This is a genomic window from Quadrisphaera sp. DSM 44207 (assembly GCF_900101335.1).
GTDB lineage: Bacteria > Actinomycetota > Actinomycetes > Actinomycetales > Quadrisphaeraceae > DSM-44207.
In genome coordinates this window covers 571619-592332 of record NZ_FNKA01000002.1, presented here as the reverse complement: position 1 = coordinate 592332, position 20714 = coordinate 571619, and the positions used below count along the sequence as shown (strand labels likewise).

At 78.4% G+C, this 20714-nt stretch carries 20 protein-coding genes; 17 read left to right on the top strand and 3 right to left on the bottom strand.

The genetic code is table 11. The features are described 5' to 3' along the window. The first annotated feature begins 36 nt into the window (after positions 1-36). From mihF to BLS82_RS08840, 16 genes are all read left to right on the top strand, one after another. Positions 37-351, top strand: a complete 315-nt coding sequence (mihF, locus tag BLS82_RS08915) for an integration host factor, actinobacterial type (RefSeq protein WP_092864189.1) — start codon at positions 37-39, stop codon at positions 349-351. Next, positions 348-962, top strand: a complete 615-nt coding sequence (gene gmk, locus BLS82_RS08910) for a guanylate kinase (RefSeq protein ID WP_092864186.1) — start codon at positions 348-350, stop codon at positions 960-962. The genes mihF and gmk overlap by 4 nt, the downstream gene beginning before the upstream one ends. A gap of 77 nt (positions 963-1039) precedes the next feature. Beyond that, positions 1040-1384 (top strand): DNA-directed RNA polymerase subunit omega, encoded by a 345-nt coding sequence (gene rpoZ / locus BLS82_RS16405; RefSeq protein WP_092864183.1) that lies wholly within the window; start codon positions 1040-1042, stop codon positions 1382-1384. 34 nt (positions 1385-1418) lie between these two features. Continuing rightward, positions 1419-2732, top strand: a complete 1314-nt coding sequence (gene coaBC / locus BLS82_RS08900; RefSeq protein WP_092864181.1) for a bifunctional phosphopantothenoylcysteine decarboxylase/phosphopantothenate--cysteine ligase CoaBC — start codon at positions 1419-1421, stop codon at positions 2730-2732. A 36-nt stretch (positions 2733-2768) separates the two neighbouring features. Beyond that, positions 2769-3974: a methionine adenosyltransferase gene (metK, locus tag BLS82_RS08895; RefSeq protein ID WP_092864179.1), complete on the top strand. Its 1206-nt coding sequence runs from the start codon at positions 2769-2771 to the stop codon at positions 3972-3974. 64 nt (positions 3975-4038) lie between these two features. Continuing rightward, complete coding sequence (locus BLS82_RS08890; protein ID WP_092864176.1) at positions 4039-6156, top strand: primosomal protein N'; 2118 nt, start codon at positions 4039-4041, stop codon at positions 6154-6156. Positions 6157-6324: 168 nt separating this feature from the next. After that, a complete protein-coding gene (def, locus tag BLS82_RS08885) occupies positions 6325-6870 on the top strand; it encodes a peptide deformylase (protein WP_092864173.1) in 546 nt (181 codons plus the stop codon). Between the two features lie 25 nt (positions 6871-6895). Continuing rightward, positions 6896-7843, top strand: a complete 948-nt coding sequence (fmt, locus tag BLS82_RS08880) for a methionyl-tRNA formyltransferase (protein ID WP_092864170.1) — start codon at positions 6896-6898, stop codon at positions 7841-7843. Further along, the gene (locus BLS82_RS08875) at positions 7840-9345 is read left to right on the top strand and encodes an RsmB/NOP family class I SAM-dependent RNA methyltransferase (protein ID WP_218123742.1); all 1506 of its coding nucleotides are present in this window, start codon (positions 7840-7842) and stop codon (positions 9343-9345) included. Before fmt ends, BLS82_RS08875 begins: the two co-directional genes overlap by 4 nt. Before the next feature lie 45 nt (positions 9346-9390). Further along, positions 9391-10080, top strand: a complete 690-nt coding sequence (gene rpe, locus BLS82_RS08870; RefSeq protein WP_092864167.1) for a ribulose-phosphate 3-epimerase — start codon at positions 9391-9393, stop codon at positions 10078-10080. 359 nt (positions 10081-10439) lie between these two features. After that, positions 10440-12065: an MFS transporter gene (locus BLS82_RS08865; protein WP_218123741.1), complete on the top strand. Its 1626-nt coding sequence runs from the start codon at positions 10440-10442 to the stop codon at positions 12063-12065. A 101-nt stretch (positions 12066-12166) separates the two neighbouring features. Continuing rightward, positions 12167-13168 carry an NAD(P)/FAD-dependent oxidoreductase gene (locus BLS82_RS08860; protein WP_255378229.1) on the top strand — a complete coding sequence of 334 codons (1002 nt, stop codon included), beginning with the start codon at positions 12167-12169 and terminating at the stop codon, positions 13166-13168. Between the two features lie 155 nt (positions 13169-13323). Further along, entirely contained in the window at positions 13324-14727 is a 1404-nt protein-coding gene (locus BLS82_RS08855; protein ID WP_092864158.1) for an MFS transporter, read from the top strand. Positions 14728-14738: 11 nt separating this feature from the next. Beyond that, on the top strand, positions 14739-15002 hold the full coding sequence (locus BLS82_RS08850) for a phosphoribosyl-ATP diphosphatase (protein WP_092864155.1): 264 nt from the start codon (positions 14739-14741) through the stop codon (positions 15000-15002). An 8-nt stretch (positions 15003-15010) separates the two neighbouring features. Continuing rightward, the gene (gene hisG / locus BLS82_RS08845; protein ID WP_092864152.1) at positions 15011-15856 is read left to right on the top strand and encodes an ATP phosphoribosyltransferase; all 846 of its coding nucleotides are present in this window, start codon (positions 15011-15013) and stop codon (positions 15854-15856) included. Positions 15857-15859: 3 nt separating this feature from the next. Continuing rightward, the gene (locus BLS82_RS08840; protein ID WP_218123740.1) at positions 15860-16354 is read left to right on the top strand and encodes a PH domain-containing protein; all 495 of its coding nucleotides are present in this window, start codon (positions 15860-15862) and stop codon (positions 16352-16354) included. Between the two features lie 47 nt (positions 16355-16401). Here the strand turns inward: BLS82_RS08840 and BLS82_RS08835 are convergent, their stop codons facing one another. Next, the gene (locus BLS82_RS08835; RefSeq protein ID WP_218123739.1) at positions 16402-17256 is read right to left on the bottom strand and encodes an esterase/lipase family protein; all 855 of its coding nucleotides are present in this window, start codon (positions 17254-17256) and stop codon (positions 16402-16404) included. A gap of 148 nt (positions 17257-17404) precedes the next feature. On the opposite strand from BLS82_RS08835, the gene BLS82_RS08830 reads away from it, so the two are divergent. Next, a complete protein-coding gene (locus BLS82_RS08830) occupies positions 17405-18862 on the top strand; it encodes a mechanosensitive ion channel family protein (protein WP_092864149.1) in 1458 nt (485 codons plus the stop codon). Between the two features lie 43 nt (positions 18863-18905). On the opposite strand, the gene BLS82_RS08825 is transcribed toward BLS82_RS08830, so the two are convergent. Further along, complete coding sequence (locus BLS82_RS08825) at positions 18906-20021, bottom strand: FUSC family protein (protein ID WP_092864146.1); 1116 nt, start codon at positions 20019-20021, stop codon at positions 18906-18908. Positions 20022-20078: 57 nt separating this feature from the next. Next, the gene (locus BLS82_RS08820) at positions 20079-20696 is read right to left on the bottom strand and encodes a nucleoside/nucleotide kinase family protein (RefSeq protein ID WP_143028791.1); all 618 of its coding nucleotides are present in this window, start codon (positions 20694-20696) and stop codon (positions 20079-20081) included. Between the last annotated feature and the right edge of the window lie 18 nt (positions 20697-20714).

Genomic DNA, 20714 nt, shown 5'->3' with positions numbered 1-20714 from the left:
CAGGCCCCCGCCGCTCCGAGACCCGAGGTGACACCCGTGCCGCTCCCCGACCTGACTCCCGAGCAGCGCACCGCAGCGCTGGAGAAGGCCGCTGCCGCGAGGCGGGAGCGCGCCGAGGTCAAGAACCGCCTCAAGTACTCGCAGGGCTCCCTCGGGGACGTGATCCGGGAGGGCCAGCGGAACGACGTCGTCGGCAAGATGAAGGTCAGCGCCCTGCTCGAGGCCCTCCCGGGCGTCGGCAAGGTGCGCGCGGCCAAGGTGATGGAGGAGATCGGGATCTCGGAGTCCCGCCGGGTCCGGGGCCTGGGCGCCAACCAGATCACCGCGCTGGTCCAGCGCTTCGACTCCTGAGCGCCGACCCGGACGCTGCCGGGGCCGACCGCGCGCGGCCCGGGGGACCCGCCCGGCTGACCGTCCTCGCCGGCCCCACCGCCGTCGGCAAGGGCACGGTCGCCGCCGACGTGCGCCGCCGCTACCCGCAGGTGTGGCTGTCGGTGTCGGCCACCACCCGCCCTCCCCGCCCCGGCGAGGTGGACGGCGTGCACTACCTCTTCGTCGACGACGCCGCCTTCGACGCCCTCGTGGCCGACGGGCAGATGCTCGAGTGGGCCGTCGTCCACGGCCGCCACCGCTACGGCACCCCCCGCCAGCCGGTGGAACGGGCCCTGGCCGCCGGCACCCCGGTGCTCCTCGAGATCGACCTGCAGGGCGCCCGCCAGGTGCGTCGGGTGCTGCCCGGGGCCCGGTTCGTCTTCCTCGCGCCGCCGAGCTGGCAGGAGCTGGAGCGCCGCCTGGTCGGGCGCGGCACCGAGGGGCCCGAGGAGCGCGCGCGGCGCCTGGCCACCGCGCGCGAGGAGCTGGCGGCCGAGTCCGAGTTCGACGTGACGATCGTCAACGACGACGTCCGGCGGGCCACCGACGAGCTCGTATCATGGATGGGACTGGACCCGCTCCCGCAGTGACCGGCCCCGCCCCGAGCGCCCCGCTCGAGCGGGGCGCCGCGGCCCGCGGGACCACCCCCGAGCGCAATGGAGGACCTGTGTCCGGTACCGCGGCCGCCCCCGAGGGCATCACCAACCCCCCCATCGACGACCTGCTCGAGGCCGCCGACGGCTCCAAGTACGGGCTGGTGATCTACGCCGCCAAGCGCGCGCGGCAGATCAACGCCTACTACTCGCAGCTGAACGAGGGCCTGCTCGAGTACGTCGGCCCCCTCGTGGAGACCCACGTGCAGGAGAAGCCCCTGTCCGTGGCGCTGCGCGAGATCGACGCCGGTCTGCTGAGCGTGCAGCCGGTGCACCCGGACGACGAGCCGCACCTGTCGCTGACGTCCACCGAGCCGCTCGAGGGCGCCGACCCGGACGACCTCGCCAACGGCCTGTGAGCCGGCCGCGTCGAGCCGCCCCGGGCCCGCGACCCTGAGCACCTCCGGTCCCGCCGCGCAGGGCCCCCGCACCGCGCAGGGCCCCCGCGTCGTCCTGGGCGTCGGCGGGGGCATCGCCGCGTACAAGGCGGTGCTGCTGCTGCGCCTGCTCACCGAGGGCGGCGCCCGTGTGCGCGTCGTCCCCACCGACGGCGCGCTGCGCTTCGTCGGCGAGGCGACGTGGGCGGCGCTGTCCGGCCAGCCCGTCGCCGCCGACGTCTGGACCGACGCCCACGAGGTGCCGCACGTGCGGCTGGGCCGCGAGGCCGACCTCGTCGTCGTCGCCCCCGCCACCGCCGACCTGCTGGCGCGCGCGGCCCACGGGCGCGCGGACGACCTGCTCACCTCCACCCTGCTCACCGCCCGGTGCCCGGTGCTGCTCGCGCCGGCGATGCACACGGAGATGTGGGAGCACCCCGCCGTGCGCGCCAACGCCGCGCTGCTGCGCGAGCGCGGCGTCGTGGTGCTCGACCCCGCCAGCGGCCGCCTGACCGGCGCGGACACCGGGCCCGGGCGCCTGCCCGAGCCGGAGGCCGTGCACGCGGCCGCGCTGCGCCTGCTCGCCCGGGGGAGCGCCGCTCCCGACCTGGCCGGGTGGCACGTCGTCGTCTCCGCCGGCGGCACGCGCGAGCCGCTGGACCCGGTGCGCTTCCTCGGCAACTCCTCCTCGGGCCGGCAGGGGTACGCCCTCGCCGCCACCGCCGCCGCCCGCGGCGCCCGCGTGACCCTCGTGGCCGCGCACACCGACGCCCTGCCCGACCCGGCCGGTGCGCGCGTGGTGCGCGCCGGCACCGCCCGCCAGCTGCGCGAGGCCGTGCTCGCGGCCGCCGCGGACGCCGACGCGGTCGTCATGGCGGCCGCCGTCGCGGACTTCCGGCCCGCGCAGGAGGCCCAGCACAAGATCAAGAAGAGCGAGGACCCCGCCGACGCGGACGACGCGCTGCTGCTGCGCCTGGTGCGCAACCCCGACGTCCTCGCCGACCTCGTCGCCGCCCGCCGCGCGGGGGGCGTGCCGCAGCGCGCCGTCCTCGTCGGCTTCGCCGCCGAGACCGGCGACGAGCGCGCGGGCGTGCTCGAGCACGCCCGGCGCAAGCTGGCGCGCAAGGGCTGCGACCTGCTCGTGGTCAACGACGTCAGCGCCGGGCGGGCCTTCGGCTCGCCCGAGAACACCGTCGTCCTGCTCCCGGCCGGCTCCGGCGGGGCCGACGAGCAGGAGGAGCGCGTCGGCCCGGCGGCCAAGGAGGTCGTCGCCGACGCCGTCTGGGACGCCGTGCGGCGGCGTGCCGGAGCCCTGCACCCGGCTGGCTAGAGTGGCCAGCCTGCCCGCAACGCCCCTGGGAGAGCCGTGACCACGCCCGACCTGCGCCTGTTCACCTCCGAGTCGGTGACCGAGGGCCACCCGGACAAGATCTGCGACCAGGTCAGCGACGCCGTCCTCGACGCCCTGCTCGAGCAGGACCCGGCCAGCCGCGTCGCGGTGGAGACCATGGTCACCACCGGGCTCGTGCACGTGGCCGGCGAGGTGACGACGCAGGGCTACGTCGAGATCCCCCGGATCGTGCGCGAGACGGTGCTGCGGATCGGCTACGACTCCTCCACCAAGGGCTTCGACGGCGCCTCGTGCGGCGTGGAGGTCTCGATCGGCCAGCAGTCCGTTGACATCGCCGCGGGCGTGGACAAGGCGTACGAGGCGCGCTCGGACGCCGCGGGCTCGGACGACCCGCTCGACTGGCAGGGCGCGGGCGACCAGGGCCTGATGTTCGGCTACGCCTGCGACGAGACCGCGCAGCTCATGCCGCTGCCGATCTGGCTGGCGCACCGCCTCTCCGAGCGGCTGGCCGCCGTGCGCAAGGAGGGCGTGCTGCCGCACCTGCGCCCCGACGGCAAGACCCAGGTGACCATCGGCTACGACGGCGACCGCGCGGTCACCGTCGACACCGTCGTGCTCTCCACCCAGCACGCCGGCGAGGTGCGCCTGGCCGAGCTGGAGGAGCAGGTGCGCGAGGAGGTCGTGCTGCCCGTCCTGTCCGCCGTCGCCCTGGACAGCTCCGCGACCCGGCTGCTGGTCAACCCCACCGGCCGCTTCGAGGTCGGCGGCCCCATGGGCGACGCCGGCCTGACCGGCCGGAAGATCATCGTGGACACGTACGGCGGCATGGCCCGCCACGGCGGCGGCGCCTTCTCCGGCAAGGACCCCTCCAAGGTCGACCGCTCCGCCGCGTACGCGATGCGGTGGGTCGCCAAGAACGTCGTCGCCGCCGGGCTGGCGCGCCGCTGCGAGGTGCAGGTCGCCTACGCCATCGGCGCGGCGCACCCGGTCGGCCTGTACGTGGAGTGCTTCGGCACCGAGGCGGTGCCGCTCTCCCGCATCACCGCCGCGATCACGGAGGTCTTCGACCTGCGCCCGGCCGCGATCGTGCGCGACCTGGACCTGCTGCGGCCGATCTACTCCCGCACCGCCGCCTACGGGCACTTCGGCCGCGAGCTGCCGGAGTTCACCTGGGAGGGCACCGGCCGCGCCGCGGCCCTGCGCTCGGCCGCCGGCGCCTGAGCACCCGTCGCGCCCCGGGGCTGTCCGGGGGGTCTGGTCGAATGGTGCGCGTGAGGCGGACGGCGTGAGCACCGGCGGCGCGGCCGGCGCGGCCGGTGCGGGCACCGACGAGCTGCAGCTGGACGGCGCGCCCCTGGCCGGGCGCGCCGCCGTCGCGGCCGTGCGCGCCCGCGCGCCGCGCGCGCCCCGGCCGCCGGAGCCGCTCGCCGCCGCGGACCCGGTCGCCGAGGTCGCCGTCGACGTCGGCCTGGCGCACCTGGACCGCCCCTTCGAGTACGCCGTCCCCGCCTCCATGGCCGAGCAGGCGCGCCCCGGGGTGCGCGTGCGGGTGCGCTTCGCCGGGCAGGACGTCGAGGGCTTCGTCCTCGCCCGCAAGGCCGCCGCCGAGCACGCCGGCCGGCTCGCGCCGCTGCGCCGCGTCGTCTCCGCCGAGCCCGTCCTCGACGCCGAGCTGCTCGGGCTGTGCCGCGAGGTCGCCGACCGCTGGGCCGGCACGCTGTCCGACGTCCTGCGCCTGGCCGTGCCGCGCCGGCACGCCGCCACGGAGAAGGCCGCCGTCCCGGCACAGCCGCCCGGGCCGGTGCCGCACCCGCAGCCCGGGCCCTGGGCCGCCTACCCCGCCGGGCCCGCCCTGCTCGAGCGCGTGCGCGCCGGCGACCCCGTGCGGGCGGTGTGGACGGCGCTGCCGGGGGAGGACTGGCCCGCCGCCCTGGCCGCGGCCGCCGCCGCCGCCGCGTCCGCGGGCCGCGGCGCGCTGCTCGTGGTGCCCGACCACCGCGACGTCGAGCGCGTCGACGCCGCCCTGCGCGCCGCCCTGGGCGCCGGCCGCCACGTGCGGCTGACCGCCGACCAGGGCGAGTCGGCCCGCTACCGCGCGTGGCTCGCGCTGCGCCGCGGCACCGTGCGCGTCGCCGTGGGCACGCGCGCGGCGATGTTCGCGCCCGTGCGCGACCTCGGGCTGCTGGGGGTGTGGGACGACGGGGACGACCTGCACGCGGAGCCGCACGCCCCCTACCCGCACGTGCGGGAGGTGCTGGCGCTGCGCTCGGCGCGCAGCGGCGCCGCCCTGCTCCTCGGCGGCACGAGCCGCACGGTCGAGGCCCAGCTGTGGTGCGAGCAGGGGTGGGCCCGCGCCGTGGAGGCCCCGCGCGCGGCCGTGCGCGCCGCCGCGCCGCGCGTGCTGCTGCCGGGCTCGCAGGCGGAGGAGGAGCGCGACGCGGCCGCGCGCAGCGCCCGCCTGCCCTCGCTGGCGTGGCGCACGGCGCGCGCGGCCCTGGACAGCGGCCCCGTGCTCGTGCAGGTGCCGCGGCGCGGCTACCTGCTGGCCCTCTCGTGCGCGCACTGCCGCGCCCGCGCGCGGTGCGCGCACTGCGCGGGCCCGCTGCAGCTGCACGGCGCCGGCGCCGTGCCGGACTGCCGCTGGTGCGGGCGCTCCGCCGCCGGGTGGCGGTGCCCCGCCTGCGCCGGCGACCGGGTGCGCTCCGTGGTCGTCGGCCAGCGCCGCACCGCCGAGGAGCTCGGCCGCGCCTTCCCCGGCGTCCCGGTGCGCACCTCGGGGGCGGGGGAGGTGCTCCCCGCCGTGCCCGCCGCGCCCGCGCTCGTCGTCGCCACGCCGGGCGCCGAGCCGGTCGCCGAGGGCGGGTACGCGGCCGCGCTGCTCCTCGACGGCTGGGCGCTGCTCGAGCGCGCGGACCTGCGGGCGGGGGAGGAGGCGCTGCGGCGCTGGACCGCCGCCGCCTCCCTCGTGCGCCCGGCGGGCGAGGGCGGCGCCGTGGTGCTGCTCGCGCCGCCCGGGCCCGCGCCGGTCGAGGCCCTGGTGCGCTGGGACCCGGCCTGGCACGCCGCGCGGGAGCTGGCCGAGCGCCGCGAGCTCGGCTTGCCGCCTGCCGTCGTCGTCGCGCGGGTCAGCGGCCCCGCCGCCGCGGTCGACCAGCTGCTCGCCCTCGCGCCGCTGCCGCCCGGCGCGCAGGTGCTCGGCCCCGCCCCCGCCGCGCCGGCGGGGCGCGCGGGTGCCGCCGGGGCCGCGGCGGAGGCGGAGCAGCCGGTGAGTGCGCTGGTGCGGGTGCCGCGCGCCGAGCGCGACGCCCTGGCCGCGGCGCTGCGCGCGGGCGCGGCCCTGCGCAGCGCCCGCAAGGCCCCGGGCGCCGTGCGCGTGCAGCTGGACCCCGAGCAGGTCGCCTGACGCCGAGCAGGTCGCCTGACGCCGAGCAGGTCGCCTGACCCAGGGCGGGTCGCCTGACCCAGGGCGGGTCGCCCGACCCGTGCGGGCCGCTCGCCCGCACCGGCGTCCCGGCGCGCCACCGTAGACTCGCCGGCAGGTCAGGACGAGGGGCGACGAGGAGCACCGCGCGTGGCGATCCAGCCGATCAGGATCTTCGGGGACCCGGTGCTGCGCACCCGGGCGGCTGAGGTCACCACCTTCGACAGGGAGCTGCGCCAGCTCGTCACCGACCTCGAGCACACCATGCTCGACGCGGACGGCGCCGGCCTGGCGGCCCCGCAGATCGGGGTGTCCCTGCGGGTGTTCACGTACTCCGTCGACGGCGTCGTCGGCCACCTCGTCAACCCGCAGCTGACCCTCTCGCAGGAGTGCCAGGACGGCGAGGAGGGCTGCCTGTCCTTCCCCGGCCTGGCGTTCGACACGCGCCGGGCGATGTCGGTCGTCGCGCGCGGGGTCGACCAGCACGGCGAGCCGGTGGTGCTGCAGGGCAGCGAGCTGCTCGCCCGCGCGATCCAGCACGAGACCGACCACCTCGACGGCGTGCTGTTCATCGACCGGCTCGACCGCGAGCAGCGCAAGCTGGCCATGAAGGCCGTGCGCGAGGCGCGGTGGGCGGGCCAGCCGGTGCCCGCCGTCCGGATCAGCCCCCACGCGACGTTCGGCACGGCCCGCTGAGGCGGGGCCGCCGCACCCGCCCGCCGTGCGCATCGTCTTCGCCGGCACGCCGTCGCCGGCGCTGCCCTCCCTCGAGGCCCTGCTCGCCTCCCGCCACGAGGTCGCCGGCGTGGTCAGCCGGCCCGACGCGCCCGCCGGCCGCGGACGCCGCGCCTCGCGCAGCCCCGTGACCGAGCGGGCGCTGGAGGCCGGGCTGCCCGTGCTGCAGCCGCACCGCGCGGGCGAGCCCGCCTTCCTCGCCGCCCTCGCCGAGCTCGCTCCCGAGTGCTGCCCGGTCGTCGCCTACGGCGCCCTGCTGCCGCCGCCCGCCCTCGCCGTCCCCGCGCGCGGCTGGGTCAACCTCCACTTCTCCCTCCTGCCCGCCTGGCGCGGAGCGGCCCCGGTGCAGCGCGCGGTCATGGCCGGGGACGACGTCACCGGCGCCACGACCTTCCTCCTCGAGGAGGGCCTGGACACCGGGCCGGTGCTGGGGTCGATGACCACGGCCATCGGCCCGCGCGAGACCGCCGGCGACCTGCTGGCGCGCCTCGCCGTCGACGGCGCCCGCCTCCTCGTCGCCACCCTCGACGGGCTCGAGGACGGCGCGGTGGTGCCGCAGCCCCAACCCGCCGACGGGGTCAGCTCCGCCCCGAAGGTCACCGTCGAGGACGCCCGCGTGCGCTGGGAGGAGCCGGCGAGCGCCGTCGACCGGCGGGTGCGCGGCTGCACGCCCGCGCCCGGCGCGTGGACGACGTGGCGCGGGGAGCGCCTGAAGCTGGGGCCCGTGGAGCCGGTGCTGGAGGTCGCGGCCAGCGAGGAGGAGGACGCCCCGCTGGTGCCGGGGGAGCTGCGCGCCGGCCGCGACGGCGTCCTGGTCGGCACCGCCACCGACCCGGTGCGCCTGGGGCTGGTGCAGCCGGCCGGCCGGCGGGCGATGCCGGCGGCCGACTGGGCCCGCGGGGTGCGCCCGCAGCCGGGGGAGCGGTTCGCGTGAGGGGCGCCGGGCGCTCCCCGGAGCGGGGCCCGCGCGGGGAGCGGCGACCGCGGGCCGAGCAGCCGCCCGCCGGGCGCGGCCCGCGCCGGCGCAGCGCCACCGCCCCCTCGGCGCGCCCGCGCTCGGGCGACGCCGCCCGGCGGGTGGCGTTCGAGGTCCTGCGCGCCGTCGAGGCGGAGGACGCCTACGCCAACCTCGTGCTGCCGCGCCTGCTGCGCCGGGCCGGGCTGTCCGGGCGCGACGCGGCGTTCGCCACCGAGCTGGCCTACGGCGCGCTGCGCGGGCGCGGCACGTACGACGCCGTGCTCGCCGCGTGCCTGGACCGCCCCCTGGAGCAGGTCGACGCGCCGGTGCTCGACGCCCTGCGCCTCGGCGCGCACCAGCTGCTCGCCCTGCGCGTGGCCCCGCACGCGGCGGTGTCCGAGACCGTCGCCCTCGTGCGCGGCGAGGTGGGCGCCGGCGCCGGGGGCTTCGCCAACGCCGTCCTGCGCCGGGTCGCCGAGCGCGACCTCGAGGCGTGGCTGGCGCAGGTGGCGCCCGACCCGCAGGCCGACCCCGTGGGTGCGCTGGCCGTGCGCTCCAGCCACCCGGCGTGGGTGGTGCGCGCGCTGCGCGAGGCGCTGCACGCGCACGGCCGGCCGCTGGCCGAGCTGCCGGAGCTGCTCGCGGCCGACAACGCCCGCCCCGAGGTGGTCCTGGCCGCCCGCCCCGGCCTCGCCGGCGTCGACGAGCTCGTCGCCGCCGGGGCACGGCCGGGGCGCTGGTCCCCGCTGGCCGCCGTCCTGGCCGCCGGGGACCCCGGCGGCCTGCCGGCCGTGCGCGAGGGCCGCGCGCGCGTGCAGGACGAGGGCAGCCAGCTCGCGGCGCTGGCGCTCCTGGCCGCCGACGTCGAGGGCGAGGCCTCCGACGACGCCGCGTGGGCGGACCTGTGCGCGGGCCCGGGCGGCAAGGCGGCGCTGCTGGCGGGCGCGGCGGCCGGGCGCGGAGCGCAGCTGCTCGCCGTCGAGGCGGCCCCGCACCGCGCCCGCCTCGTCGAGCAGGCCCTCGCCGGCACCCCGGGCTCCTGGTCGGTGCGCGTCGGGGACGGGCGCGAGGTCGGCGCGAGCGAGCCGGCCTCGCGCGACCGCGTCCTGGTCGACGTCCCGTGCACGGGGCTGGGCGCCCTGCGCCGGCGCCCGGAGGCCCGCTGGCGGCGCAGCCCCGCCGACCTCGCCTCCCTCGCGCCGCTGCAGCGGGCCCTGCTCCGCTCGGCGCTGGACGCCGTGCGCCCCGGCGGGGTGGTGGCCTACGTGACCTGCACCCCCCACCCGGCCGAGACCCTCGCCGTCCTCGACGACGTGCTGCGCCGCCGCGAGGACGTGGCGCGCCTGGACTCCCCGGCGCACGTGCGCGCCGCCGCCGGGCGCGACGTCCCCGACCTGGGCAGCGGCCCGAGCGCCCAGCTGTGGCCGCACCGGCACGGCACCGACGCGATGTTCGTCGCCCTGCTGCGCCGCACCTGACGCGCGGCCCCCGGGGCGCGAGGGCGCTGGCTAGGCTCGCCGACCGTGGCCGTGACGATCTCGCCGAGCATCCTGTCCGCCGACTTCGCGAACCTGCAGGCCGAGCTGGAGCGGATCTCCTCCGCCGACTGGGCGCACGTCGACGTCATGGACGCCCACTTCGTGCCGAACCTGACCCTCGGCCTGCCCGTCGTCGAGCGCCTGGCGCAGGTCAGCCCCCTGCCGCTGGACTGCCACCTGATGATCACCGACCCCGACCGGTGGGCGCCGGCGTACGCGGAGGCGGGCGCGGCCGGGGTCACCGTGCACGCCGAGGCGGTGGCCGCGCCCGTGCGCCTGGCCCGGGCGCTGCGGGCGCGCGGCGTGCGCGCGGGCCTGGCCGTCAGCCCCGCCACGCCCGTCGAGCCGCTCGTGGACCTCCTCCCCGAGCTCGACATGGTCCTCGTCATGACCGTCGAGCCGGGCTTCGGCGGCCAGGGCTTCCTCGACGTCTGCCTGCCCAAGCTGCGCCGGCTGCGCGCGGCGGTCGGCACCGCCGGCCTGCAGGTGCAGCTGCAGGTGGACGGCGGGGTCTCGGCCGCCACGATCGAGCGCTGCGCGGAGGCCGGGGCCGACGTCTTCGTCGCCGGCTCCGCCGTCTACGGCGCCGAGGACGCCGCCGCGGTGGTCGAGCAGCTGCGGGACCTGGCCGAGCGCGCCGCCGCGGCGGCGCGCGCCGAGGACCCCGTGCGCTGAGGACCCCGTGCGCTGAGCGGCCCGGGCGGGACCGTCCGCCGCTGCGCCGTATTGCCGTTCGGCAACATCTCTTGCCTGCGTGACCACGCGTGCCGATGCTCTCCACCGAGTCCTGCTGCGCTCAGCAGCTGGACGACCACCTGGTGCGGCGACGCCGAGCACAGCCTGGAGAGCCCGATGACGCACGACGGTCCCGAGCCGTTCGACGAGCAGCACCGACAGCGCCACCGGCACCAGGCGCACAGCCGCTGCGGCGCAGCGGCGGTCGAGCCCGACCCGCACCCGGTCCGCGAGACCAGCGGTCCGGCCCCGGGCACGGCCCTGGACCACCCGACCACCCGACCACCCGAAGGGGAGCTGTGAGCACCATCCCGTCCCTGCGACCGACCGACGTCGGCGCGGCCACGATCGACGATCCGCGACGGCGCCGGGCGGTCCTGCTCGGCGTGTGCCTCGCGCTGGTGGCGGTCATCGCCTCGGTGTCCGGCCTGAACGTCGCCCAGCCGGACGTCGCCGTCGAGTTCGGCATCTCCCAGGGCACCGTGCTGTGGGTCATCAACGCCTACACCGTCACCCTGGCCGCGCTGCTGCTCCCGCTGGGGGCGGTCGGCGACCGGTGGGGCCGCAGACCCGTGCTGCTGACCGGCCTGGTCGTCTTCGGGGTGGCCAGCGCCGCCGCGGGTCTGGCCCCGTCGACGGAGGTCCTGCTGGCCGCCCGGGTCCTCGCCGGGGTCGGCGCGGCGATGATCATGCCGGTGACCCTCGCCGTGATCACCTCGAGCTTCCCGGACGAGGCCCGCTCGCAGGCGATCGGCGTGTGGACCGCGGTGGCCGGCGCCGGTGGCCTGCTCGGCATGTTCCTCTCCTCGCTCCTCGTCGACGTCGCGAGCTGGCGCTGGTCGTTCCTCCTGCCGGTGGTCCTCGTCGTCACGGCCGTCGTCGTCGCCGTGCGGGCGGTCCCGGACTCCCGGGAGGCCCGCGACCACGGCTTCGACGTCGTCGGCGCGCTGACCTCCGTCGTGGCGGTGGTCGGGCTGACCCTCCTGCTGCACGAGGGTCCCGAGCGCGGGTGGACCGATCCGGTGACCCTGGGGAGCCTGGTCGTCGGCGTCCTCGGCGCGGCCGCGTTCCTGGGGTGGGAGCTGCGCCGGGGACGGCGCGGCGAGGGCCCGCTGCTGGACGTCGGGCTGTTCCGCGAGCGCGGGCTGGCCACCGGGTCGGGGACGCTGCTGACGGTCTTCGGCGTCCAGGCCGGGGTGTCCGTGGTGCTCTACCCCTTCTTCCAGGCGGTGCTGGGCTGGGGCGGGCTGCGGTCCACCGCGGCGCTGCTGCCGATGGCGCTGCTGATGATGCTCGCCTCGGGCCTGGCGCCGAAGGTCGCCGCCGGCATCGGCGGGCGCGCGACGATGGCGCTGGGGATCGGGGTGGGCGCGGTCGGCCTGGCGCTCATGGCCGGCCTGGTGTCCGTCGAGGGCGGGTACCCGTCGGTGCTGCCCGGGATCGCCGCGATGGGGCTGGGCATGGGCCTGTCGATGACGCCGGCCACCGAGGCCATCACCTCCTCGCTGCCGCGTTCGCGCCAGGGCGTGGCCTCCGCGCTCAACGACGTCACGCGGGAGTTCGGCACCGCGCTCGGGGTCGCCCTGCTCGGAGCGGTCCTGTCCGCCGGGTACCGCTCGGCGATCGACCCGCGCCTGGAGGGGATCCCCGCCGAGACCGCCGAGACCGCCCGCGACGGCGCGGCCAACGCCCTCGCGGTCGCCGAGGCGGCGGGCCCGCAGGCCGAGGCGCTCACCACCGCCGCGCGGGAGTCCTTCGTCGACGGCTGGCAGCACGGCATGTGGGTCGGTGTCGGCGTGATGCTCGCGCTGCTCGTCGTCGTCCTCGTGCGAGGACCACGGACCCGTGCGGGCGACGACGCGCCGGCGGAGCCGGTGGGCGCCCCGGCCGACCCCGCCCGGTCCCCCGACGCGGTCGACGCCTGATGCGGCCGCCCGCGCGGAGCGGAGAGGACGAAAGAGCTCCCACGACCACCTCGACCCGCGACCTCCCCGACGGCCTGCCGACCGGGACCGTCGACGCCGTCGTGATCGGCGGCGGCGCCGCCGGTCTCAGCGGCGCGCTGGTGCTCGCCCGCTCCCGCCGCTCGGTCGTCGTCATCGACAGCGGCGCGCCCCGCAACGCACCCGCCGACGGCGTGCACGGCCTCCTGGGCCTGGAGGGCACCGAACCGGCCGAGCTGCTGCGCCGGGGCCGAGCGGAGGTGCGCGGCTACGGCGGACGGATCGTGCCCGGCGAGGTGACCTCCGCCGTCGCGGACGCCCCCTCCGCCACCGGCGACCTGCGGTTCACCGTCACCACGGCCGACGGCGCGACGGTGCGCGCCCGCCGGCTGCTGGTCGCGACCGGACTGCGCGACGAGCTGCCCGACGTGCCCGGCCTCGCCCGGCACTGGGGGCGCGCCGTCGTGCACTGCCCGTACTGCCACGGCTGGGAGGTCCGCGACCGGGCCATCGGGGTCCTCGCCGTCGGACCGGCGTCGGTGCACCACGCGCTCCTGTTCCGGCAGCTGACCGACGACCTCGTGTACTTCACCCGCGGCACCGAGCTCGACGAGGCCACCCGTGCGCGCTTCGCCGCCCGCGGCATCGAGGTCGTCGACACCCCCGTCGCCGCGGTCGAGTCCCACGACGAGGACATCACCGGGGTGCGGCTGGTCGACGGCCGGGTCGTCCCGCGCCGGGTCCTCGCGGTGGCCACCACCACGCGGGCCCGCCTGGACGGCCTGGACGGGCTGGGCCTGCCGGTGCGGGACCTGCCCTCCGGCGCGGGACGCCACGTCGTCTCCGGCCTCGCCGGGACCACGTCGGTGCCCGGGGTGTGGGTGGCCGGCAACGCCACCGAGCTGAGCGCCCAGGTCGGCGCGTCCGCCGCAGCGGGCGCGCTGGCGGGAGCCCACCTGAACGCGGACCTGGCGACCGCGGACGCCGACGCGGCGCTGGCGGGCACGCGCACGGCGACGCAGCCGGGGACCGCGGACGCCGGCGCGGCGCTCGGCGCCGCGCTGGGCGCGGCGACCACCGCGTAGGAGGTCCCGGGCACCGCCGGTCCCGCAGGCCGGCGGTGCCCGCCCCGCGGCGCGCCACCTCCGAGGGACGTCTCAGGATCCGGACGCGGCGACCGCCTGCTGGACGGACGACGTAGCCTGCGCGGCGCCGTCCCCGATCCGCAGGAGCCCCGCCCGTGCCCGCTCGCAGCAGCCCGACCTCCGCCGCGCCCTCCGGGGCGCGGCCCACCGGCGCCAACCCGACCCGCCGGGTGCTCGTGGCCAGCCTCGTCGGCACGGCGATCGAGTTCTACGACTTCTACATCTACGCCACCGCGGCGGTGCTGGTCTTCGGGCCGCTGTTCTTCTCCTCCGACGACCCCACGACCGCGCAGCTGCTGTCGCTGTCGACGTTCGCCATCGCCTTCGTCGCCCGCCCCTTCGGCTCGGCGCTCTTCGGCCACTTCGGCGACCGCGCCGGGCGCAAGGTGACCCTCGTCGGGTCCCTGCTGACCATGGGCGTGTCCACGGTCCTCATCGGGGTGCTGCCCACCTACGCGCAGGCCGGCCTGCTGGCGCCGGTGCTGCTGTGCGTCCTGCGCTTCGGCCAGGGGCTGGGCCTGGGCGGGGAGTGGGGCGGCGCGGCCCTGCTGGCCACGGAGAACGCGCCCCCGGGCCGGCGCGCCCGGTTCGGCTCCTTCCCGCAGCTCGGGGCGCCGATCGGCTTCTTCTTCGCCAACGGCACCTTCCTCCTGCTCACGGCGGTGCTCACCGAGGAGCAGTTCCTCTCCTGGGGCTGGCGCCTGCCGTTCCTGCTCTCGGCCGTCCTCGTCGTCGTGGGGCTGTACGTGCGCTTCCAGCTGCACGAGACCCCGGCCTTCCGCCGGGTCCTCGAGGCCGGCGAGCGCGAGCGCGTGCCCGTCGCGGCCGTCGTGCGCCGCAGCCCGCGCTCGCTCGTCCTCGCCACGCTGATCATGCTGGCGACGTACGTGCTGTTCTACTTCATGACCGTCTTCAGCCTCAGCCACGGCACGACGCCGGTGGAGCAGGGCGGGCTCGGCTTCGACCGGCGCGAGTTCCTCCTGCTGCTCATGGCCGCCGTGGTCTTCTTCGGGCTCTTCACCCCGGTCGCGGGCCTGCTCGCCGACCGCTTCGGGCGCCGCCGCACCCTGATCGCGGTCACGATCGCGATCGCGCTGTTCGGCCTGCTCTTCACGCCGCTGTTCAGCCGCCCCTCCACGGCCCTGGTGCTGCTCTTCCTCGTCCTCGGCCTCTCCCTCATGGGCCTGACCTTCGGGCCCATGGGCGCCCAGCTGCCCGAGCTGTTCCCCACCGCCGTGCGGTACACGGGCGCGTCGGTCTCCTACAACCTCGCCAGCATCCTGGGCGCCTCCTTCGCCCCGACCATCGCCGCCGCCCTCGTGCTGCGCGGCGGCGTGGGGCTCGTCGGCCTGTACCTGACGGCGGCCGCGCTGGTCACCCTGGTCGCGCTGCTGCTGGTGCGCGAGACGCGGGACGTGGACCTGCAGGCGGTGGACGGGCGCGCCGCGCCGGCGCCCGTCCGGGGCACCGGCCCCTCCGGCGCGGGCGCCCGGCCCTAGAGTCGACGCCCGTGAAGACGTTCGACGAGCTGTTCGCCGAGCTGTCGGCCAAGGCCGAGCAGCGGCCGGCCGGCTCGGGCACCGTGGCCGCCCTCGACGCCGGCGTGCACGCCATCGGCAAGAAGGTCGTCGAGGAGGCCGCCGAGTCGTGGATGGCGGCCGAGCACGAGGGTCCGGAGCGGGCGGCCGAGGAGATCTCCCAGCTGCTGTACCACGTGCAGGTGCTGATGCTGGCGCGCGGGCTGAGCCTGCGCGACGTCTACGCGCACCTGTAGGGGGCCCCGTGCTGCGCATCGCCGTCCCGAACAAGGGCTCGCTCGCCGAGCCGGCCGCCCAGCTGCTCGGCGAGGCGGGCTACGCCACCCGCCGCGACGGGCGCGAGCTGGTCCTCGCCGACCCCGACAACGACGCGGAGTTCTTCTTCCTGCGCCCGCGCGACATCGCCCTCTACGTCGGCTCCGGCACCCTGGACGTCGGCATCACCGGCCGCGACCTGCTGCTCGACTCCCGCGCCGCCGCCGCCGAGGTCCTCCCGCTGTCCTTCGCCGGCTCGACGTTCCGCTTCGCCGCGCACCCGGGCACGGCCGCGGGCGCCGCGGACCTGCAGGGCGTGCGCGTGGCCACCAGCTACCCCGGCCTCGTCGAGGACCACCTGCGCGCCGCGGGCGTGGTCGCGGACGTCGTCCGCCTCGACGGCGCCGTGGAGACCGCCGTCCGCCTCGGCGTCGCCGACGTGATCGCGGACGTCGTGGAGACCGGCAGCACCCTGCGCGCCGCGGGGCTGGAGGTCTTCGGGGAGCCGATCCTGCGCTCGGAGGCCGTGCTCGTGCGCCGCCGCGACGCCCCGGAGCCCGACGGCCTGGGGGTGCTGGTGCGCCGCGTGCAGGGGGTCCTGGTCGCCCGCCAGTACGTGATGGTCGACTACGACGTGCGCCGCGAGCACGCCGAGGCCGCCTGCGCGATCACCCCCGGCCTGGAGTCGCCGACCGTCTCCCCGCTCGCGGACCCGGATTGGGTGGCGGTGCGCGCGATGGTCCCGCGCGCGGGCACCAACCGCGTGATGGACGAGCTGTACGACCTCGGCGCGCGCGCCATCCTCGTCACGACCATCCACGCCTGCCGGATCTGACCCGTGGCCGCCCGCGACCGCCCCGCCCGCGACCGCCCCGCCCGCGACCGCTCCGCCGGCCCTCCCGACGCCCTGCACGCGCCCTTCCGGCCGCGCCGCGGCCCGGCGGTCGCCCGCGTCACGGGCGTCGCGGCCGTGGCCATGGGCGTCGTCCTCGCGCTGCTCCTTCCGGGCGCCGGCGTCCTGGACCAGCTGGGCTTCGTCGCCGTGGGCGCCGCGATCGCGGGGTTCCTGCACCTGCAGGCGAGCGTGCGGGCGGTGCCCAGCGCGCAGGGGCTGTTCGTGCGCAACCTCGTCCAGCGCCGGCAGCTGGAGTGGGCCGAGGTCGTCGACGTCCACTTCGGCGGCGGCCGCCCGTGGGTGCAGCTCGACCTCGCGGACGGCGACACCCTCGCCGTGATGGGGGTCCAGCGCGCGGACGGGCCCTTCGCCGACCGCGAGGCCAGGCGCCTGGCCACGCTCGTCGCCCTGCACACGCGCACCGAGCGCGACGACTGAGCGCGACGACCGAGCGCGACGACCGAGGGTTCAGCCGGCTCGGGCGCTCAGCCGGCGAGCAGCTGCTGGCCGGCGGAGCGCAGGTCGTCGCACGCCTCGGCCGGCGGGGGCGCCGCCAGGGGCTGCTCGTCCAGCGCCTCCTGCACCAGGCCGACCACGAGCGGGTCGACCGGCAGCGCGCCGTGGCCCGTGCGGGCCCCGGGGCAGACGGCCTGCAGCTCCACGCCCACCGCGCCCTCGAGCCGGGACGTCACCGGCGGGGTGACCACCTCGTCGGTGGCGGTCCACACGCTCGTCCACGCGGCGCCGCCGTCGGCCAGGGTGCGCCCGGGGACCTCCGGCAGGGCGGTGAGCAGGTCGCTGCCCGGCGCCAGCTGCCGGCAAGCGGCCGGGCACTGCTCGGGCGCCAGGCCCGCGGCCAGCGCGGCCAGGCGGGTGCCGTGGTGCGGCGAGCCGAGGGTGACGACGCGGCGCACGGGCGCCTGCGCGCCCTCGCCGTCCCGCCACACCCGGGCCACCACCCCGCCGGCGGAGTAGCCGACGACGTCCACCGACGGCGCGCCGGCCGCCAGGGCGGCGGTCACGGCCCCGGTCAGCTGCTCGGCCTGCGCGGTCAGGTCGCCCGTGCCGCCGTCGACGACCGGCACGACGACGGCCTGCCGTCCCGCGGCGCGCAGGGCACCGGCCAGCTGCTCCAGGGGCGCCGCGCCGCCGCCGTAGCCGGTGACCAGCAGCACGGGCCCGGGGGCGTCCTGCGCGACGGCCGACGTCCCCGGCGCGGGAGGACCGGCCCCGCGCAGCCCCAGCACGAGGGCCGCGACCGCCGCGAGCACCAGCACGACCAGCACGGCCGGCACGGCCGGTCCCGCGGGCACCCGGGCGCGGGGACGGCGGGCGGGCACGGCCACGAGTGTGCGCCACGCCGGGACGTGCGCCGCGGGCGCCTCCTCTGAGAGGCTGAGGACTCCCGCTGCGCCCGCCGTCCGTGCGCCCGCCGCGGTCCCGCCCCGGTGAGCGCCCCGCGACTCCTCCCGGAGGCCCCGACCCCCCATGACCACCGCCCACCTCCTGTCCGCGCCCCCGGCCCTGCTCGCCCTGCTGGCGGGCACCGCGGGCACCGCGGGCGCTGCGGGCGCCGCGCACGACCTCGACGGCTCCGAGACCGCGGCGCTGCTCGCGCGCGCGGGGGTCGGGGTCGTCGCCGCGCTCGTCGTCGCGGTCGTCGTCGGCGTCCTCGTCCGCCGGGTCGGGCGCCGCTCGGCGGTGGTGCGCGACCTGTCCCGGCGCGGCCGCGCCCCGCTGCGCGCGCTGCTCGTCGTCCTCGTGCTGCACCAGGTGGCCGTGCGCGCGCCCGGCACGGACGACTGGCTCGACGTGAGCGAGTTCGTGCTCACGCTCGCGCTGATCGCCACGGCGGCGTGGCTCGTGGCGGTGCTCGCGTTCGTCGCCGAGGACGTGGTGGTGCAGAGGTACCGCGTCGACGTCGCCGACAACCGCCACGCGCGCCGCGTGCGCACGCAGGTGACCTTCCTGCGCCGGGTCACCGTCGTGGTCGTGGCGGTCCTCGCCGTGGCGGTGATGCTCACGACGATCCCGGGGGCCCGCAACCTCGGCGCCGGCATCCTGGCCTCGGCCGGTCTGCTCTCCGTCGTCGCCGGCCTGGCCCTGCAGCAGTCCCTCGGCAACCTCTTCGCCGGCCTGCAGCTGGCGTTCACCGACGCGCTGCGCGTGGACGACGTGGTCGTCGTCGAGGAGGAGTGGGGGCGCATCGAGGAGATCACCCTCACCTACGTCGTCGTCCACGTCTGGGACGACCGGCGCCTGGTGCTGCCCTCGACGTACTTCACCTCCACCCCGTTCCAGCACTGGACGCGCAAGGAGTCCCAGCTGATCGGCGTCGTCCTGCTCGACGTCGACTGGGCCACCGACCTCGACGCGATGCGCGAGGAGCTGCGCCGCGTGCTCGAGGCCGACCCGCTCTGGGACCGCCGGGTGAGCGTGCTGCAGGTCACCGACGCCGTGGGCGGCTCGGTGCAGGTGCGCATCCTCGTCTCCGCCCAGGACGGCCCGACCGTCTTCGACCTGCGCTGCCACGTGCGCGAGGCGATGGTCCGCTGGGTGCAGCAGCAGGACCCGGCGGGCCTGCCGCGCCTGCGCGTGGAGTCCGAGCGGCCCGCCCAGGACGGCGCCCGCGCACCGCGCCCCCTGCCCTCCGGGAGCGGGGCCGTGCCCTCCCGCGAGCGGGCCGGCGGGCACCCGAGCCGGGCGCCCCGCGTCGACACCCCGGCCACCGCGGTGCTGCCCGCGGTGTCGCCCGCGGTGCCCGAGCGCCGCGACGACTCGCTGTTCACCGGCAGCCTGGCCGCCGTGGAGCGCTCCCGGTACTTCACCGGCCCGCCGCCGGAGGAGCAGGCCGAGCGCGCCCGCGCGGACGGCGACGAGCCGGACGGGCGCACGCGCCCGCTGCCGCGCGCGGACGACGGCCCGCACCCGCGAGGTCGCCCGTGATCACCGGGCGCGCGGGAGCCCGAGGCGGCGCCCGACCGCGACGTCAGGCGTCGTCCGGCCGCGGGCGTGACCGCGCCGGTGGAGGGGGCGGGGCCTGGTCGGGCACCGGGACGCGGGCGCGCGCCTGCTCCTCGTCCAGGCCGGCGACCTCGAGGAGGTCCACCGCCGTCGAGCGGGCCTGCGCCAGGACGGCGTCGGCGGACAGCGAGGAGCGCGGCACGCGCGCCGACGCCCGGCCGGCCTCCGTCAGGGCGTCCACCGCGCCGCTGCGCGGCAGCCCGCGCTGCACGTCCTCGCTCAGGCGCAGCGCGGCCGCGGCCAGGTGGTCGAGCAGGTCCAGCAGCTGCGGCGGCACGTCCTCGCCGCGCTCGGTGGCCACCGACAGGCGCCGCGCCAGCACGCGCACGTTGCGCACGGCCCGGTCCAGGGGCTCCGCGAGCCGGGCGACCGCGCGCACCGCGGCGGCCTGCCGGCGGCGCAGCGGCGAGACCCGCAGCACGTCCAGCCCCTCGGTGGCCGCGGCGCGCAGCGCGTCCAGGCGGGCCTGGGTGCCGCGGGCGTGGGCGAGCGCGTCGTGCGCCCGCTCCGCGTCGCCGGCGCGCGCGGCGGTCGCCGCCTCCCACAGCAGGTCGGCGAGCTCGGCGAGCAGCCGGGAGGCGAGGTCCCGCGGGCGGCGCAGGGGGGTGGCGGGCACGATCGCTGCCAGCACCAGCGCCACCACCCCGCCCGTCAGCGCGTCGAGCCACCGGTCCAGGACGTCGACGCTGCCCGGCAGCACCGTGGCCACGAACAGCCCCTGCACCGCGGACTGGTTGACCATGACCGTGCCCGCGCGCAGGAAGACCGCCACCGACATCCCGAGCACGACGACGAGCACGAGCTGCCAGGCGCCGTTGCCGGCGAGGTGGACGACGAGGTCGCCGACCAGCACCCCGACGGCCACGCCCACGACGACCTCGACCACCCGCCGCAGCCGCTGCCCGTAGGAGATGCCGAGGCCGAGGACGGCCGCGACGCTGGCGAAGATCGGCTGCGGGTGGCCCAGGAGCGCCTGCGCCGCCACCCACGCCAGGCCCGCCCCGACCCCGCACTGGAGGATCTGCCAGCCGTGCTGGCGCACCCGCTGCGCCCGGGCCCGCGCGTCCGCCCCGATCCGCACGCGCCGATCCTGCCGCAGCCGCGCCCGCCCGGCGCCCCGCCGGCTCCCGCCCGGTGCTCAGCCCGTGTCGAGCACCAGGTCGGCGCGCTCGCGCGTGCCCTCGCGGGCGAAGTGGCGGCGCTCCTGGGCGGCCCACCGCTGCCAGTGCGGCCGGTACGCCTCCCCGTCCCGCGCCAGGGCCCGCGCCCGGCGCAGCGCGGCGGGCGTCTCCAACCACACCAGCAGCGCCAGGTGCGGGGCGCACGCGCGCGATCCCGACCCCGCGCCCTCCACCACGAGCACGTCGGCGGCCGGCACGACCAGCGGCTCGCCGGGGCGGTCGCGGGCCCAGTCCCAGCGCGGCGCGGCGCCCGGGCGCCCGGCGGCGAGGGGCTCCAGCACGCCGGAGACCAGCAGGGGCACCACGGGGTCCAGCCCGTCCCAGCCCGGGTACAGGTCGTCCAGGTGCAGCACCCGCGCGCCGGGCCCCAGCAGGGGCAGCAGGGCGGCCGCCAGGCTCGTCTTGCCCGACCCGCTGGGCCCGTCCAGGGCCACGACCCGGGGGCCGCTCTCGCGCTCCGGGCGCCGCGCCAGCGCCCGCGCCACCGCTCGCGCGGCGTCCCCGGGGCCGGCCGCAGAGCCGGCCCCAGAGCCGTCCGAGGGGCCGTCCGAGGGGCCGGCCGCGGGAGGAGGCACGGGTGGAGGGTAGGCGGG

Excerpts from the sequence above, each read along its gene's own strand:
- BLS82_RS08830 (WP_092864149.1), top strand. The coding sequence starts at position 17,405 with ATGACCACCGCCCACCTCCTGTCCGCGCCCCCGGCCCTGCTCGCCCTG.